This is a genomic window from Rhizobium sophoriradicis, assembly GCF_025200795.1.
In the GTDB taxonomy this organism is placed as follows: Bacteria; Pseudomonadota; Alphaproteobacteria; order Rhizobiales; family Rhizobiaceae; genus Rhizobium; species Rhizobium sophoriradicis.
Genome location: NZ_CP104152.1, coordinates 2,774,559 through 2,790,494, shown reverse-complemented (window position 1 = coordinate 2,790,494; position 15,936 = coordinate 2,774,559). Strand labels below are relative to the sequence as shown.

At 62.6% G+C, this 15,936-nt stretch carries 15 protein-coding genes and 1 pseudogene; all 16 read left to right on the top strand.

Annotated features, from left to right (window positions below; genetic code table 11):
• Nucleotides 1–138: 138 nt before the first annotated feature.
• The 16 genes and pseudogenes from dnaG to N2597_RS13855 all read left to right on the top strand — a co-directional run bounded on the left by dnaG (nt 139) and on the right by N2597_RS13855 (nt 15,919).
• Nucleotides 139–2,136 carry a DNA primase gene (gene dnaG, locus N2597_RS13930; RefSeq protein WP_096763334.1) on the top strand — a complete coding sequence of 666 codons (1,998 nt, stop codon included), beginning with the start codon at nt 139–141 and terminating at the stop codon, nt 2,134–2,136.
• Nucleotides 2,136–4,001 (top strand): DNA helicase RecQ, encoded by a 1,866-nt coding sequence (gene recQ, locus N2597_RS13925; protein WP_183597164.1) that lies wholly within the window; start codon nt 2,136–2,138, stop codon nt 3,999–4,001. The genes dnaG and recQ overlap by 1 nt, the downstream gene beginning before the upstream one ends.
• A 76-nt stretch (nt 4,002–4,077) precedes the next feature.
• On the top strand, nt 4,078–4,539 hold the full coding sequence (locus N2597_RS13920; RefSeq protein ID WP_096763336.1) for a cupin domain-containing protein: 462 nt from the start codon (nt 4,078–4,080) through the stop codon (nt 4,537–4,539).
• Nucleotides 4,540–4,777: 238 nt separating this feature from the next.
• Complete coding sequence (locus tag N2597_RS13915; protein ID WP_096763337.1) at nt 4,778–5,965, top strand: glycine C-acetyltransferase; 1,188 nt, start codon at nt 4,778–4,780, stop codon at nt 5,963–5,965.
• A 180-nt stretch (nt 5,966–6,145) separates the two neighbouring features.
• Nucleotides 6,146–7,183 carry an L-threonine 3-dehydrogenase gene (gene tdh, locus N2597_RS13910; RefSeq protein ID WP_077991798.1) on the top strand — a complete coding sequence of 346 codons (1,038 nt, stop codon included), beginning with the start codon at nt 6,146–6,148 and terminating at the stop codon, nt 7,181–7,183.
• 10 nt (nt 7,184–7,193) lie between these two features.
• A pseudogene (locus N2597_RS13905) lies at nt 7,194–7,540 on the top strand (GFA family protein).
• Between the two features lie 175 nt (nt 7,541–7,715).
• Nucleotides 7,716–7,922, top strand: a complete 207-nt coding sequence (locus N2597_RS13900; protein WP_125461986.1) for a hypothetical protein — start codon at nt 7,716–7,718, stop codon at nt 7,920–7,922.
• An 89-nt stretch (nt 7,923–8,011) separates the two neighbouring features.
• On the top strand, nt 8,012–10,069 hold the full coding sequence (gene rpoD / locus N2597_RS13895; RefSeq protein WP_004677699.1) for an RNA polymerase sigma factor RpoD: 2,058 nt from the start codon (nt 8,012–8,014) through the stop codon (nt 10,067–10,069).
• 208 nt (nt 10,070–10,277) lie between these two features.
• Nucleotides 10,278–10,571 carry a GYD domain-containing protein gene (locus tag N2597_RS13890; protein ID WP_010033023.1) on the top strand — a complete coding sequence of 98 codons (294 nt, stop codon included), beginning with the start codon at nt 10,278–10,280 and terminating at the stop codon, nt 10,569–10,571.
• A gap of 114 nt (nt 10,572–10,685) precedes the next feature.
• On the top strand, nt 10,686–11,771 hold the full coding sequence (locus N2597_RS13885; RefSeq protein ID WP_096763338.1) for a DUF930 domain-containing protein: 1,086 nt from the start codon (nt 10,686–10,688) through the stop codon (nt 11,769–11,771).
• A gap of 101 nt (nt 11,772–11,872) precedes the next feature.
• The gene (locus tag N2597_RS13880; RefSeq protein ID WP_004677707.1) at nt 11,873–12,034 is read left to right on the top strand and encodes a hypothetical protein; all 162 of its coding nucleotides are present in this window, start codon (nt 11,873–11,875) and stop codon (nt 12,032–12,034) included.
• On the top strand, nt 12,031–12,816 hold the full coding sequence (locus N2597_RS13875) for an APH(3')-II family aminoglycoside O-phosphotransferase (protein ID WP_096763339.1): 786 nt from the start codon (nt 12,031–12,033) through the stop codon (nt 12,814–12,816). The genes N2597_RS13880 and N2597_RS13875 overlap by 4 nt, the downstream gene beginning before the upstream one ends.
• Before the next feature lie 60 nt (nt 12,817–12,876).
• Nucleotides 12,877–13,677 carry an AraC family transcriptional regulator gene (locus tag N2597_RS13870; RefSeq protein WP_183597167.1) on the top strand — a complete coding sequence of 267 codons (801 nt, stop codon included), beginning with the start codon at nt 12,877–12,879 and terminating at the stop codon, nt 13,675–13,677.
• A gap of 156 nt (nt 13,678–13,833) precedes the next feature.
• A complete protein-coding gene (locus N2597_RS13865; protein ID WP_096763340.1) occupies nt 13,834–14,733 on the top strand; it encodes a DMT family transporter in 900 nt (299 codons plus the stop codon).
• A 3-nt stretch (nt 14,734–14,736) separates the two neighbouring features.
• Nucleotides 14,737–15,429: a B3/B4 domain-containing protein gene (locus N2597_RS13860; protein WP_096763341.1), complete on the top strand. Its 693-nt coding sequence runs from the start codon at nt 14,737–14,739 to the stop codon at nt 15,427–15,429.
• Between the two features lie 91 nt (nt 15,430–15,520).
• A complete protein-coding gene (locus tag N2597_RS13855; RefSeq protein WP_096763342.1) occupies nt 15,521–15,919 on the top strand; it encodes a DUF427 domain-containing protein in 399 nt (132 codons plus the stop codon).
• Nucleotides 15,920–15,936: the final 17 nt, after the last annotated feature.

The following is a 15,936-nucleotide window of genomic DNA, read 5'->3' as shown; positions in this document are numbered from 1 at the left end:
GGCGGTAACGCGTTGTTGATTGGAAAACCGACGCAATCGCTGACCGGTGCACTTGCCTGTGAATAGCGGGTTTTCGTGACAAGTTTCGTGGCACGGCGCGGCAAAGCAGCTTATATGGAGGCTGGCCAAGAGGTATAGATGCGCTTTTCCAACACCTTTCTCGATGAGATTCGTGACCGCGTTCCGATTTCGAACGTGATCGCGCGCCGTGTGAGCTGGGACAAGCGCAAGACCAATGTATCGCGCGGCGATTATTGGGCCTGCTGCCCGTTCCACGGCGAGAAATCACCGAGCTTCCACTGTGAGGACCGGAAGGGGCGCTATCACTGCTTCGGCTGTGGCGTAACCGGTGACCATTTCCGCTTCCTCACCGAGCTGGAGGGCCTGAGTTTTCCGGAGGCGGTACAGCAGATCGCCGATATGGCCGGCATGCCGATGCCGCTTGCCGATGCTGTCATGGAGAAGCGCGAGAAGGAGCGCGGCTCGCTGATCGACGTCATGGAAATGGCGACGGCCTTCTTCCAGGACCAGCTGCAGACGGCCAATGGTGCGAAGGCGCGCGCCTATCTGCGCGACCGCGGGCTGACGGGGCGCACCATCGAGACCTTCCGCCTCGGCTATGCGCCCGACAGCCGCAATGCGCTCAAGGAATTCCTCGCAGGCAAGGGCGTCACCAAGGAGCAGATCGAGGCCTGCGGCCTCGTTGTCCATGAGAACGTGCCGGTTTCCTACGATCGCTTCCGCGACCGCATCATGTTCCCGATCCTCTCGTCGCGGGAAAAGGTGATCGCCTTCGGCGGCCGCGCCATGTCATCAGACGCGCCGGCGAAATATCTGAATTCGAACGAGACGGAGCTCTTCCACAAGGGCAATGTGCTCTACAATTTCGCCCGCGCCCGCCGCGCGATCCAGGGATCGGGCCGCGATCAGCAGGACGACAATGCGAGCGGCACGATCATTGCCGTCGAAGGCTATATGGACGTGATCGCGCTCCATCAGGCCGGCGTCGAGAACGCCGTTGCGCCGCTCGGCACCGCACTGACCGAAAACCAGCTCGAGCTGCTCTGGAAGATGGTGCCGCAGCCGGTGCTCTGCTTCGATGGCGACGGCGCCGGCATCCGCGCCGCCAATCGCGCCGCCGAACTGGCGCTGCCGCATCTGAAGCCCGGCCGCTCCGTCCGCTTTGCGCTTCTGCCCGACGGCAAGGATCCTGATGATCTCGTGCGCGACGAGGGCCGCGCGCCTTTCGACAAGGTAATGAGCCAGGCAAAGCCGCTTTCGGAGATGCTGTGGAGCCGGGAGATCAACACCGGCAAGTTCGACACGCCCGAGGCGCGCGCCGAGCTCGAGGCGCGGCTGAAGCAGCTTGTGGCCGTCATCGCCGACGAGAATGTGCGCCGCCATTACCAGCAGGATATTCGCGACCGCCTGAACGCCTTCTTCCAGCCGCAGTTCCAGAACCGCAATAGTGGCGAGCGGCGCGGTTTCGGCGGCAACTCCCGGGCTGGCCGCGACAATGCCGCTAAGGCAGGGCCGAAAAGCCCGAGCCTTATTTCCGACCGGCTTGCCCGCTCGGGCCCCGTGCGCGGCCACCGGGACAATACGGCGCTGCGCGAAAGCGTGCTGGCGCTGACCATCGTCAATCATCCCGCGCTGATGATCGACGATTATGACGAGATCGCCGCGATCGAGTATGACAGCCGCGAGCTGCAACGGCTCTGGTCGGCGGTGCTTGGCGCAGCAGCCGCCGTTGCCGGCCCGCATCTGACGCGTGACTATCTGACCGAACGGCTGGAATTCGAGGGCTTCGGCCCGCTGATCAAGAGCCTCGACCAGCAGGTGCGCAACGCCCGGCTCTGGACGGCGACCGAGGAGGCGGCGATGGAGGATGCGCGTGAGGGTTACCGCCAGGCGCTCGCCTTCCACAAAAGGGCGAAGGCGCTGCGCCGGCAGAAGATGGAGCTCGAACGCGAGATTGCGCTGGCAACGGAAGCCGGCGACGGCGAGGCGATCGTTCAGCTGATACGGGCCCAGCAGGAAGTGCATCTGGAAGGCGTGCGCCTTGAGAACCAGGAGGCGATCATCGACGGCTTCGGCGTGCTTTCCGGCCGCGTCAAAGGGGCGGCGAACCACTGATGTCGCTGACCGAAGGCAACGAAGCTGGCTTTTCCGCCTCCGATGCGCCGTTTTCCGCGCCCTGCTCGCCGCTCGAGGTGTTGAAGCAGGTCTACGGCTACTCCTCCTTCCGCGGCAAGCAGCAGCAGGTGGTCGAGCACGTCGTGTCAGGCGGCGACGCGGTGGTGCTCTTTCCGACAGGTGCGGGCAAATCGCTGTGCTTCCAGATCCCGGCGCTCTGCCGCGAGGGCGTCGGCATCGTCGTTTCGCCGTTGATTGCGCTGATGCGCGATCAGGTGGAGGCGATGAAGCAGCTTGGCATCCGTGCTGCCGCACTCAATTCGTCGCTGTCGCGCGAAGAGTTCGTCGAGGTCCGCCGTGCGCTTTCTGCCGGCAAGCTCGATCTTCTCTATGTGACGCCGGAGCGCATCCTGACCGACGGCTTCCGCGAGCTGATCGCCAACGACAAGATTGCGCTGTTCGCCATTGACGAGGCCCATTGCGTCTCGCAGTGGGGCCATGATTTCCGGCCGGAATATCGCGGGCTCGGCCGGCTCGGCGAGCAATATCCCGGTGTTCCCAGAATAGCGCTGACGGCAACGGCCGATCCGCATACCCGCGACGATATTGTCGAGCGGCTGGGGCTCGACGCTGCCGAGATCTTCACCACCAGCTTCGACCGACCCAATATCAGCTATGAGATCGTCGAGCGCGATCAGCCGCGCCAGCAGCTTCTGCGCTTCCTCTCCGACCATAAGGGCGACAGCGGCATCGTCTATTGCCTGTCGCGCGCCAAAGTCGAGGACACGGCCGACTGGCTGAACGGGCAGGGGGTTCGCGCGCTGCCTTATCATGCCGGCATGGACCGGGCGCTTCGTGACGCCAATCAGGATGCTTTCCTGAAGGAAGAGAACCTCTGCCTGGTTGCCACTGTCGCCTTCGGCATGGGCATAGACAAACCGAATGTGCGTTACGTCGCCCATCTCGACCTGCCGGGTTCGGTGGAAGCCTATTACCAGGAGACCGGGCGCGCCGGCCGCGACGGCCTGCCGTCGGAGGTCTGGATGGCCTATGGCATGGCCGATGTCATCCAGCGCCGCCGGATGATCGACGAGGGCAATGCCGCCGCGGAGATCAAGCGGGTCGAACGCGCCAAGCTCAATGCCTTGCTGGCGATCTGCGAGACCGCCTCCTGCCGCCGGCAGGCGATCCTGGCTCATTTCGGGGAAGCCCATGCCGGTCAGTGCGGCAATTGCGACACCTGCCTGAAGCCGGTCGAGACCTGGGAAGGCACCGAAGCGGCGATCAAGGCGCTGGCCGCCATCTATCGCACCGGCGAGCGTTTCGGCGCCGGCCACGTCATCGACGTGCTCGTCGGCAATGTCAACGAAAAGACCGAGCGTTTCGGCCATGTCGACATGCCCGTCTTCGGCGCCGGCAAGGACATTCCGGCGCGGACCTGGCAATCGGTTTGCCGGCAGCTGCTCGCCATGGGGCTGATCCGGGTTGATCACGAGGCCTATGGGGCGCTTAAATTGGAGCCGGAAGCGCGCGCCGTCTTCAAGCACGAGCGACAGGTATTCTTCCGCAAGGACCGGCCTGCCTCGGAACGGCGCACGAAGAAGGCGGAGCGCAGCGAGCGCAAATCGGACCTGTCGGGCGCCGACGGCAGCCTCTTCGAGGCGCTGCGGGCCGAGCGCATGGCGATCGCCAAATCGCTCGGCGTGCCGCCCTATGTCGTCTTTCCCGATACGACGCTGATTGCCTTCGCCACCGAACGGCCGCGCAGCCGCCAGGAGCTGCTCGCCATATCCGGCGTCGGTCAGGCGAAGCTCGAACGTTATGGCGACGCGTTTCTGGAGATCATCCTGGCGCATGACGAATAATGCGGTTGCACGTGCTATCCGCTGCAATCGGCGCAGATTTCTGCTAGGGTTCCCGCCAGAGTTTGGGGGAGCTTCAATGGCACAATTCAACAGAGCAGTCGCATCACTGCCCGGACGCGAGCGGATTGCCAAGCATCCGCACGGCGGGCAGGTTTTCATTCACGCAACGGCGGAAGAAACGGCCGGCGCTTACGGCATATGGGAAACCTTCTCGGCACCCGGCACCGGCCCGTCGCGGCACATGCATACCCGCGAGACCGAGGTCTTTCGCGTCATCGAGGGCCATTACCGTTTCTGGTGCGGAAACGAGATGATCGAGGCGCCGGTCGGCTCCGTGGTTGTGCTGCCGCCGAATGTTCCGCATCATTGGCGTAATGTCAGCGATGGCATGGGACGAATGATGGGCTTCGTCACGCCAGGCGGTTTCGAGCATTTCTTCGTTGAGCTCGAACGGTCTGGTGCGGTGACCCCGGAAGCGATCTTGCCGATCCAGCATAGGTTCGGCCTCGTGGAGATCGGCGACGGTCCTGACCCCTAAGACGTCAAGCAGCATCGCCGCCTCGGCAAGACCATCAACACGCTGATGGCTTCGGGCTTTCCCATCGTCATGTCGAGGAATGGGCGCCGAGCGAGCAGGATCTGATCGGCTAACGAATGGGCCGAAGAGCTCGACCGGCCGACCTTTCTGCTTGTTTCGGTCAAGCGTTGAGCAAGACAAGCCAGCGGCGATATGCTAACCGACGCTCAGACGGGAAACATCAAGAGAAGGGCCCTCAATGACCTCGAATTTCCTCTCGCACCTGCGCAGCGAACTGGCTGCGCTGAAGGATGCCGGTCTCTACAAGTCCGAACGCGTCATCACGTCGAAACAGGGCGGCGAAATTGCGATTTCCACCGGCGAGCGGGTGCTGAATTTCTGCGCCAACAACTATCTCGGCCTCGCCGATAACGAGGAATTGGCTGAGGCCGGCAAAAAGGCGCTCGACCGTTACGGCTACGGCATGGCCTCGGTGCGTTTCATATGCGGCACGCAGGAGGAGCATAAGCAGCTCGAGGCGCGGATTTCCTCTTTCCTCGGCATGGAAGACACGATCCTCTATTCCTCCTGCTTCGACGCCAATGGCGGCCTGTTCGAGACGCTGCTTTCCGAGGAGGACGCGATCATTTCGGATGCGCTGAACCACGCCTCGATCATCGACGGCGTCAGGCTTTCGAAGGCCAAGCGCTTCCGCTATGCCAACAACGACATGGCGGCACTCGAAGAGGAATTGAAGAAGGCCGAGGGCAGCCGCTTCAAACTGATCGCCACCGATGGCGTTTTCTCGATGGACGGCATCATCGCCAATTTGGGCGGAGTCTGCGATCTCGCCGAGAAATACGGCGCCATGGTCATGGTTGATGACAGCCATGCCGTTGGTTTCGTCGGCAGGCACGGCCGCGGCTCGCCCGAACATTGCGGCGTCGAGGGCCGGATCGACATCATCACCGGCACACTCGGCAAGGCGCTCGGCGGCGCCTCGGGCGGTTATATCTCGGCGAAATCAGAGATCGTCAAATGGCTGCGGCAGCGCTCGCGGCCCTATCTGTTCTCGAATACGCTGGCGCCGGTTATTGCCGCTGCCTCGCTGAAAGTGTTCGATCTGATCGAAAATGGCGACGCCTTGCGCAAGCGCATTTCCGACAATGCTGATCTCTTCCGCACCGAGATGACCAAGCTCGGCTTCACACTCGCCGGCGAAGGCCATCCGATCATCCCGGTCATGCTCGGCGATGCCAAGCTTGCCCAGGATATGGCGGCTTTGATGCTGAAGAAGGGCATCTATGTGATCGGCTTTTCGTTCCCGGTGGTGCCGAAGGGCCAGGCGCGCATCCGCACGCAGATGTCGGCAGCGCATTCGAGGCAGGATGTCGAGCGGGCGATTGCAGCCTTTGCCGAGGCAGGGCGGGAATTGGGTGTGATTTGAGGATGGGGGATTGCCCCTCACCCTAACCCTCTCCCCGTAAACGGGGCGAGGGGACGTGCCAAACGCAGCGTCGAGGATTGACGAAGCCGGTGCGGCATATTTCCTTCGCCCCGCTGGCGGGGAGAAGGTGCCGGCAGGCGGATGAGGGGCCGAAACAGGCACTGACCAAGGGATACAGATATGTCGAACATGATGAAGGCGCTGGTCAAATCGAAGCCGGAGGTCGGGCTCTGGATGGAGAATGTGCCGGTGCCGGAGGTCGGGCCGAACGATGTGCTGATCCGGGTGAAGAAATCGGCGATCTGTGGCACCGACGTCCATATCTGGAACTGGGACCAGTGGGCGCAGAAGACCATTCCGGTGCCGATGGTCGTCGGCCATGAATTTTCCGGCGAGATCGCCGAGATCGGCTCGGCGGTCACCCGCTATCATGTCGGCGAGCGGGTTTCCGGCGAAGGCCATATCGTCTGCGGCAAGTGCCGCAACTGCCGGGCGGGCAGGGGGCATCTCTGCCGCAACACGCTCGGTGTCGGCGTCAACCGGCCTGGCTCCTTCGGCGAGTTCGTGTGCATTCCAGAAAGCAATGTCGTGCCGATCCCCGATGATATTTCCGACGAGATCGCCGCGATCTTTGATCCGTTCGGCAATGCGGTGCATACGGCGCTTTCCTTCGATCTCGTCGGCGAGGACGTGCTTGTTACCGGCGCCGGGCCGATCGGCATCATGGGGGCGCTGGTCGCCAAACGATCCGGCGCCCGCAAAGTCGTCATCACCGATATCAATCCGCATCGGCTGGATCTGGCGCGCAATCTCGGCATCGACCACGTCGTCGATGCGTCGAAGGAAAATCTCGCCGACGTGATGAAGGCGATCGGCATGACCGAGGGCTTCGACGTCGGGCTCGAAATGTCGGGCGCTGCACCCGCCTTCCGCGACATGATCGATAAGATGAACAATGGCGGCAAGATCGCCATTCTCGGCATTGCGCCGGCGGGCTTCGAAATCGACTGGAACAAGGTGATCTTCAAGATGCTCAATCTCAAGGGCATTTACGGTCGTGAGATGTTTGAGACCTGGTACAAGATGATTGCCTTCGTCCAGGGCGGCCTCGATCTTTCGCCCATCATCACCCACCGGATCAAGATCGACGATTTCCGCGACGGCTTCGAGGCGATGCGGTCGGGCAACTCCGGCAAGGTCGTCATGGATTGGATGTGAGGAGGACGGGATGATTTATCAAGGAAGCTGCCATTGCGGCAATGTTGCTTTCGAGATCGAAGGCGAGTTCAGCGAGGCGCTCGACTGCAACTGTTCGCTCTGCCGCCGGCGCGGCGGGCTTCTGGCCTTCGTGCCGCGCGACAAGCTGGTTCTCAAGACGCAGGACGAGAATATCTCGACCTATACTTCAACAGGCATGTCATCCGCCATCACTTCTGCGCCAATTGCGGTATTGCGCCCTTCGGTGAGGCGGTAGGCCCGAACGGCGCTGCCATGGCGTCGATCAATCTGCGCTGCATTCCCGCGATCGACCTCGGCGCGCTGAAGGTTACGGCCTATGACGGTGCCGCGCATTAGAAACAGAGTGCCCGCCCGGAGCCGGCGAATAGACTGCCGTCAAAACTGTAAAAACAGCGGAAACAACCGCTGCGCCGGGCAAAATCCATGCTGCCCTTGTCTTTTGTTCGGCGCTTCTTAAATAAGGTTCGCAATCGCAGCCGCGGTTCAAAGCCTGTGGATAAGGCTTTTTCCGATGATTCGTGAGCTTTTTTTATGGAAAAGCTTGACGAGAACAAAAAATGTGGGAATCACCGTTCGACTTGTTGAAACGGTGAACTGGGTCAAGGCGGATCGCGCAACCATGGCCGGAAATCCAAAAGCAAAAAAGCTTTGCTGTCCGGTGCCGGCGATCGTGGTTAATCAGGCTTTAAATGTCATCCCGTTAGGTGGGCATAGGTGATTCTAGGGCGGCGCGTGCGGCGCGTCAGGCCCTGAGACGGCCCATTCACCGTAGCGAGATTGGATAGCGTCAGGAAGGCGACGATATAAATGGCAACCAAGGTCAAAGAGAACGAAGACGCGGAAGTCGAACGCGACGGCGCAAGCGACGGCCCTCTTCTCGATCTTTCCGACGACGCGGTCAAGAAGATGATCAAGGCCGCCAAGAAGCGCGGCTACGTGACGATGGATGAGCTCAATGCCGTTCTGCCGTCCGAGGAAGTGACGTCCGAGCAGATCGAAGACACGATGTCGATGCTTTCGGACATGGGCATCAACGTCATCGAGGACGAAGAAGCCGAGGAAGCCGGCGCTTCCGGCGGCGGCGATGACGATGATGCCGGCGGCGACGAGGACAGCGAAGGCGGCGAACTCGCGCCTTCCGGCGGCACCGCGCTTGCGACCGCCAAGAAGAAAGAACCGACCGACCGTACCGACGATCCGGTGCGCATGTATCTGCGCGAAATGGGCTCGGTGGAGCTTCTGTCGCGCGAGGGCGAAATCGCCATCGCCAAGCGCATCGAAGCCGGCCGTGAGACGATGATCGCCGGCCTCTGTGAGAGCCCGCTGACCTTCCAGGCGCTGATCATCTGGCGCGACGAACTCAACGAAGGCACGACGCTGCTGCGCGAGATCATCGATCTCGAAACGACCTATTCCGGTCCTGAAGCCAAGGCTGCGCCGCAGTTCCAAAGCCCCGAGAAGATCGAGGCCGACCGCAAGGCGGCCGAGGAGAAGGAAAAGACCCGCCGCGCCCGCTCCGGCGACGACGATATCACCGATGTCGGCGGCGAAGGCCTGCCTCCCGAGGAGGAGGAAGAGGACGAGGACGAATCCAACCTCTCGCTGGCGGCGATGGAAGCCGAGCTTCGCCCGCAGGTGATGGAGACGCTCGATACGATCGCCGAGACCTACAAGAAGCTGCGCAAGCTGCAGGACCAGCAGGTCGAGCAGCGCCTGTCGGCCTCAGGCACGCTTTCTTCCGCCCAGGAGCGCCGCTACAAGGAGCTCAAGGACGAACTCATCAAGGCCGTCAAGTCGCTGTCGCTCAACCAGAACCGCATCGATGCGCTGGTCGAGCAGCTCTACGACATCAACAAGCGCCTCGTCTCCAACGAAGGCCGCCTGCTGCGTCTGGCCGAATCCTACGGCGTCAAGCGCGATAGCTTCCTGGAACAGTACCAGGGCGCCGAGCTCGATCCGAACTGGATGAAGTCGATCGGCAATCTGGCTGCCCGCGGCTGGAAGGAATTCGCCAAGGGCGAGAACACGACGATCCGCGACATCCGCCAGGAGATCCAGAATCTGGCGACCGAGACCGGCATTTCGATCTCGGAATTCCGCCGCATCGTCCATATGGTGCAGAAGGGCGAGCGCGAAGCGCGCATCGCCAAAAAGGAAATGGTCGAAGCGAACCTTCGCCTCGTCATATCAATCGCCAAGAAGTACACGAACCGCGGCCTGCAGTTCCTCGACCTCATTCAGGAAGGCAATATCGGCCTGATGAAGGCGGTCGACAAGTTCGAATACCGCCGCGGCTACAAGTTCTCGACCTATGCGACCTGGTGGATCCGTCAGGCGATCACCCGTTCGATCGCCGACCAGGCCCGCACGATCCGCATTCCGGTGCACATGATCGAGACGATCAACAAGATCGTCCGCACCTCGCGCCAGATGCTGCACGAGATCGGCCGCGAGCCGACGCCGGAAGAACTGGCCGAAAAGCTCGCCATGCCGCTCGAAAAGGTCCGCAAGGTCCTGAAGATCGCCAAGGAGCCGATCTCGCTCGAAACCCCGGTCGGTGACGAAGAAGATTCGCATCTCGGCGATTTCATCGAGGACAAGAACGCGCTGCTGCCGATCGACGCCGCTATCCAGGCGAACCTGCGCGAAACGACGACCCGCGTTCTCGCCTCGCTGACGCCGCGCGAGGAACGCGTGCTGCGCATGCGCTTCGGCATCGGCATGAACACCGACCATACGCTCGAAGAAGTAGGCCAGCAGTTCTCGGTCACCCGCGAACGTATTCGCCAGATCGAGGCGAAGGCGTTGCGCAAGCTGAAGCATCCGAGCCGTTCGCGCAAGCTGCGCTCGTTCCTCGACAGCTGAGATTTCGACAAGGTCGTTCTGATTTGAAAAGCCGGGCTCCACGCCCGGCTTTTGCTTTTCATGATTAACACCAATGATAGCGGCGGCTTTCTTGTCCCTGCGTGGTGACAGGCCTATAATCCCGGCCCACGGGGGAAGGATCGATCGCGAGGCGCGAGCGAGGTCGACGTATCCTTGCGTAGGCTAGCCCTCCGTTAGGAGGTGCGACATGACCACTTATATTCTTTTGATCGATTGGACGGACCAAGGCATCCGTACCGTTCGCGACTCGACAAAACGGCTCGACGCGGCGAAAAAACTGCTCGCCGGCGTCGGCGGCTCCATCAACCAGTTCTATCTGACGATGGGCGGACACGACATGGTCGCCGTCTGCGAGGCGCCCGATGACGCGGTGATGGCGCATTTTACGCTGTCGCTCGCCATGGCGGGTAATGTCCGCACCGAGACGCTGAAGGCCTTCCCGGAGGCTGCCTATCGGGATCTCATCGGTTCGCTCGGCTGACTACTGTTCAAGTCAGTTCGGATTCCAAGGCACGGCTCCGGAGGCTGCGCGGCACTGAATGATGATGGGCCTGCCGACCAATAGTTGCGGCAGCGATCACGCGGTTTTTTGCATTTGTGGCTTGATGCTGCCGGCTTTAAAGGCCACATCGCTGCTGTGACAGAAGAAGACGTCGAACCGGCAGAAGCGCATGAAGCGCCAAAACAGCGGCCTGAAATCCGCTGGGGAGTCGGCGCGTCCGTGCTTCTGCACGTGCCCATCGTCGCCCTTCTCATTTTCGGCCTGCCGAAGATCGAGCCGAAGCCCGCCGAGGACGAGAGTGTGAAGGTGGAACTCGTTCCGCCGCCGGAGGAGAAGAAGCCGGAAGAGAAAAAGCCCGAGGAAAAACCACCGGAGCCGAAGCCGCCGGAACAGGCGAACAAGCAACCGCCACCACCACCTCCTCCGCCGCCGGCAAAAAAGGCTTCCGAGCAAGCTAAACCAAGGCCAATGCCGACTCTCAACCCTGTCACCGAGTTCGGGGGCAAAAATAGCGGCCCTGACAAATTCCTGGCGGGAAATTCTTCCGAGGGTGAAAGAAAACCGGCGAGAACTTCGCCGCAGCGCACATCAGGGCGGGTGCTGCCGAAGGCTGTTGCGGAAGAGCCAAAAACTGAGGCGCCTCCATCAAGACCCGTACCGGATGATGTGAAGCTTCCGGAAGTGGCAGTGACGGACGTTTCTCCGGAGCGTAACGGACCGCCAGCAGAAGCGTCCGGCGAAGCCAATACCACCTTCGAGCAGGCGAATCCGCCTGAGCAGAAGAGCGCTGAGAAGCCGAAAAACCTGTCCGACACCAACGATCTGCTCGAGGCAAAAACGCTTTTTTCACGGGCTGCAGATGGCAATGTGTTTGCGCAAACCGCGATGGATGGGCTTTCACGCAAACAGCGAGTGGCCACGCTCTGCACCACCGAGCTTCAGGGCCAGCTTATTCACGGTTCGCCGGCTTATTATCCGCTCGCATTGCCGAGTTTTGGCTTGCGAGCCGGTACCATTCTCGATGTCAAGGATGCAGCCTTTGGCACAGACAACGGCTGGTTCCAAGTTCGTTTCCGCTGCGAGGTGGATGAGGGAGCTACCAAAGTGATGTCCTTTGCCCACCAGGTTGGTGGGCCGATCCCCCGCAGCCAGTATTCGAAGTATGATATTGATGACTAAAGCGCGCGGTGATCTTTCCCGCCCGCAACCAGCCACACGCAAGCAACCGCATCTAGCCTCTCCCTATGGCCGTGATGGTACGGTGAAGAAGGGATAATGATATGTCGAACGAGATCGAGCGTTTTCTGGAGCGTCAGGATGAAGCCGTCAGTGCGCTGTTCCTGGAAAACAAGGGCGATGAGCTGACCGATATTCTGGTGGCGGCGCTCGAAGAGGCGTTCGAGATCCTGCTCGAAGCAGCGCCCGCCGAAACGCTGCATTGACATTTCCCAAAACATTGCCGGCAGCGCTTGGCGAGCGGCTCACCGGCTATCGGTTCGAACGCGATGCGCTCGGCCGTTCCGCGGCAAGCGTCTTCCGGCTGGAGGGCGAGGGCCTGCCGGCGCTCTATCTGAAGGTCGAGGCGGCCGGGCCGTTCGGCGAGCTTGCCGATGAAGCCGCCCGGCTGTCCTGGCTTAAGGCCGCCGGCCTGCCGTGTCCCGATGTGATCGCTCGGGAAAGCGACGGCAAGCGCAACTGGCTGCTGATCGGCGCGCTGCCGGGGACCGATCTTGCCAGCGCATCGGCGTTGACGCCGCTTACGCGCGTCGAACTGCTGGCGGCAGCGCTCTCCGCTCTCCATGACCTGCCGATTGCCTCCTGCCCCTTCGATCACCGGCTGGAAAAACGCTTATCCGTCGCCAAGGCGCGCATGCAGGCGGGGATTGTCGATGAAGAGGATTTCGATGCGGCGCGGCTTGGAAAAAGCGCTGCGGCACTCTTTGCCGACCTCATGCGCCTGCGGCCCGGCAACGAGGATCTCGTCGTCACCCATGGCGACGCCTGCCTGCCGAACTTCGTTGCTTCCGATGGGCAATTCTCCGGCTATATCGATTGCAGCCGTCTCGGCGTCGCCGACCGCCATCAGGATCTCGCGCTCGCCTGCCGCAGCATCGCTTCTAATTTCGGCGTGGCGCTGATCCAGCCCTTCCTCGATCGCTACGGGCTGCCGGCTCCGGATCCGGAAAAGCTCCATTATTTCCAGCTGCTCGACGAGTTCTTCTGAGCATTGCGCCATTCCCGCCGGGCTGGCAGAGTGGCCGGCGATCGGATCTGCGGACGGATAATGGCGAAAAACCAGTTCAGGATGCTGCGCTCGGCGCTGGCCGGGGTCGAAGCGGTGGAGGCGCAAACGCATCACAGCTTCAGCAGACACACGCATGAGCAGTTCGGCATCGGCCTCGTTTTATCAGGCGCGCAGACGTCGCTCAGCGGGCGCGGCATGGTCGAGGCTGCGGCCGGCGATGTCATCACCGTCAATCCGAACGAGGTGCATGACGGCGCGCCGATCGGCGCGGCGCGCTCATGGCGCATCCTCTATTTCGATCCCGAGATCGTCACTCATCTGTCGCGTGAGATCGGCGGCGGGGCAGGGCGGCAGGAAATCCCCCATCCGGTCATCCGCAATGGCGCGATCGCCGCCCGCTTCGAAAGCCTGTTTGGGGCGGTGACCGATGGCGGAGCGGACGGGCTGCTCCTGGAGGAATTGCTGCTGCAGCTTGTCGCCGATGTCATCCGGGAAGACGGCGATCGCGAGGAGCGGCCGCCGGTGCCGCCCTCCATCCGCGCGGCGCAGGATCTGATCGACGACGATCCGCTCGCCGCCGTCTCGCTTGCCGATCTCGCCCGGGAAAGCGGCCTCAGCCGCTTCCAGGTGCTGCGCGGCTTCGCCAAGGCGACGGGGCTGACGCCACATGCCTATCTCCTCCAGGCCCGCATCCATCGCGCCCGCCGGCTGATCGCTCGGGGCATGCCGCTTGCGGAAGCCGCCTTTGCCAGCGGCTTTGCCGACCAGAGCCACATGACGCGCGTCTTCGTGCGCAAATACGGCCTGTCGCCGCGGCTCTACGCCGGCGCCTTTCTCTGAGCCGTGCCGCAGGCCTCGCCCTGTCTCCAGGCTCATCTTGAGGCGCCCCGCAAGGGGCCTCGAAGGACGGGGCTGGCCGAGGCACCGCCCTGCAATTTCGTTCAAGACCTCAGGCAGCCCCTGCTGTTTCCTCGGCGCATCCAACAGGAGGCAGGAATGTCGAGACAGGTTCAAGGTTATGTCTATCTGACGCTGGCGATGCTGACGGTTGGCAGCACCGTCATTGCGAGCAAACTCATCGCCGCCGGACTGCCGCCATTTATCGCCACCGCCTTGCGCTTCGCGCTCGCCTTTCCCGTCTTTCTCGTGCTGATGCGGATGACCGGCGTGCGACTGCCGAAGCTCTCCCGCCGGGACCGCCTGATCCTCGTCATCCAGGCGGGCGCCGGCAGCGTCGGCTATACGACGCTGCTGATCACCGGTCTCAGCCTGACATCGGCGGCCGATGCCGGCGTCATCATCGGCACGCTGCCGGTGGTCTCGGCGGCAATTTCCATTCTGCTGCTCGGCGAGCGGCCGCAGCCCGCCCTGCTTCTCGCCGTGGCGCTGGCGACCGCCGGAGTGTTTTCGATCGCCTTCACGCCGGAGGCGGCCGGCGGGTCGCTGGCCGGCAATGCGCTGATCCTGCTGGCGGTCGTCTGCGAAGGGCTGTTCATCCTGTTGAACAAGCGGCTGACCGCCGATATTCCGCCGCTTGCCCAATCGACGCTGATGAGCGGCATCGGCTTTGCCGTCGCCGTCATTCCGGCCGTCTTCGAGGGGCCTTCCGCCCACGGCTTTTCCGCAAGCGCTGCGGCGGCCGTCGTCTATTATGCGCTGGTGCCGACCGTCGCCGGCTTCCTGCTCTGGTATGCCGGGGCCGAAAGGGTAAGCGGCACGGAAGCCTCGCTCTTTACCGCACTCGCGCCGGTGTCCGCCGTCCTGCTCGCCTTCGTCACCCTCGGCGAGCCGGTCGGCTTCGGCCAGCTTGTCGGCATAACCTGCGTGCTTACGGCGGTGCTCGGGCTCGGCCTGGCTGGAAACCGCATCGCAACCCAACCGACCGAGGGGAGATAGGCCATGCGTTTCAACCATGCCGCCGCCATGTGGCAGACCTTTCCCGAGCTTCGCGCCGGCGCGCTCCATGCCACCGGCATCGATGCCGGTGCCGACGTCGAAGCGGCGATAACAAGCTTCGGGGCGATCGCCGAGGCCAGGCTTGCCGGCGCCCAGGAAAGTGAATTTCCGGAGATCCAGGCCTGGCGGCGCGGCTTTTCCCGCATGGGGCTGAAGCCGACGCAATATCGCTCGGCTTCCGAAGCGCTGCTGCGGCGCTTCCGCCAGGAGCACGCGCTGCCGCGCCTGCATCCGCTCGTCGATCTCTGCAATGCGGTCTCGCTCGCCTTCGCCATTCCCATTGCCGTCTTTGACGTCGAAAAGATCGCCGGCGATCTCGAGGTCCGGCCGGCAACGGGCGACGAGACCTATCTGACCTTCGGCGGCGACATCGAACATCCCGAGCCGAACGAGGTGATCTTCGCCGACGGCGAGGGAAGGGCGCATGCGCGGCGCTGGACGAACCGGCAGAGCGGGCTTTCGGCGGTACGGCCGACGACGCGGTCGGTGCTGATCGTTGCCGAGGCGCTGCATGCCTCGGCCGAGGCGGATATCGCCAGGCTGGTGGCGACGCTCGCGGATCATCTGGCGAAGGCCTGGCCGCCGGCGCCGAAAGCGGCGCTGCTCAGCGCAGCATCGCCGGGTTTCGAATTCTGAAGCGGACGCTTGGGAAGGGGCGTTCGCACCTTGGGCCGGCACCATGCACGCCCTATCTTCCCGGGATCGATCGCTTCTGGAGACGAACCGCATGTCCGATAAATCGATCAGGATCCCGGGGCCGGACCATCCGATCACCGTCGAGCACAATCCCTGCGGCGTCGTCGTCACGCTCGGCGGCAGGACGATCGCCGACAGCCGCGACGCGCTGACGCTGCGCGAAGCATCCTATCCGCCGGTGCAATATATTCCGCGCAAGGACGTCGACATGTCGCTGCTGCAGCGCACCGACCACAGCACGCATTGCCCCTATAAGGGCGACGCCGCCTATTACAGCATCATTCCCGGCGGCGAACGCGGCGAGAATGCCGTCTGGACCTATGAGACGCCGCACGCCGCCGTCAGCAACATCAAGGACCATCTCGCCTTCTATCCCGACCGCGTCGACAGCATCGAGGAAATGGCCTCCCCGGAAGCCGGCAGCTTCTGACGGCAGGCCCGGCATCG

Coding starts and splice junctions, on each gene's coding strand:
- N2597_RS13915 (WP_096763337.1), top strand. CDS start 4,778: ATGACCTCGAATTTCCTCTCGCACCTGCGCAGCGAACTGGCTGCGCTG.
- N2597_RS13920 (WP_096763336.1), top strand. CDS start 4,078: ATGGCACAATTCAACAGAGCAGTCGCATCACTGCCCGGACGCGAGCGG.
- N2597_RS13870 (WP_183597167.1), top strand. CDS start 12,877: ATGGCGAAAAACCAGTTCAGGATGCTGCGCTCGGCGCTGGCCGGGGTC.
- recQ (WP_183597164.1), top strand. CDS start 2,136: ATGTCGCTGACCGAAGGCAACGAAGCTGGCTTTTCCGCCTCCGATGCG.
- tdh (WP_077991798.1), top strand. CDS start 6,146: ATGTCGAACATGATGAAGGCGCTGGTCAAATCGAAGCCGGAGGTCGGG.
- rpoD (WP_004677699.1), top strand. CDS start 8,012: ATGGCAACCAAGGTCAAAGAGAACGAAGACGCGGAAGTCGAACGCGAC.
- N2597_RS13860 (WP_096763341.1), top strand. CDS start 14,737: ATGCGTTTCAACCATGCCGCCGCCATGTGGCAGACCTTTCCCGAGCTT.
- N2597_RS13880 (WP_004677707.1), top strand. CDS start 11,873: ATGTCGAACGAGATCGAGCGTTTTCTGGAGCGTCAGGATGAAGCCGTC.
- dnaG (WP_096763334.1), top strand. CDS start 139: ATGCGCTTTTCCAACACCTTTCTCGATGAGATTCGTGACCGCGTTCCG.
- N2597_RS13865 (WP_096763340.1), top strand. CDS start 13,834: ATGTCGAGACAGGTTCAAGGTTATGTCTATCTGACGCTGGCGATGCTG.
- N2597_RS13890 (WP_010033023.1), top strand. CDS start 10,278: ATGACCACTTATATTCTTTTGATCGATTGGACGGACCAAGGCATCCGT.
- N2597_RS13855 (WP_096763342.1), top strand. CDS start 15,521: ATGTCCGATAAATCGATCAGGATCCCGGGGCCGGACCATCCGATCACC.
- N2597_RS13900 (WP_125461986.1), top strand. CDS start 7,716: ATGATTCGTGAGCTTTTTTTATGGAAAAGCTTGACGAGAACAAAAAAT.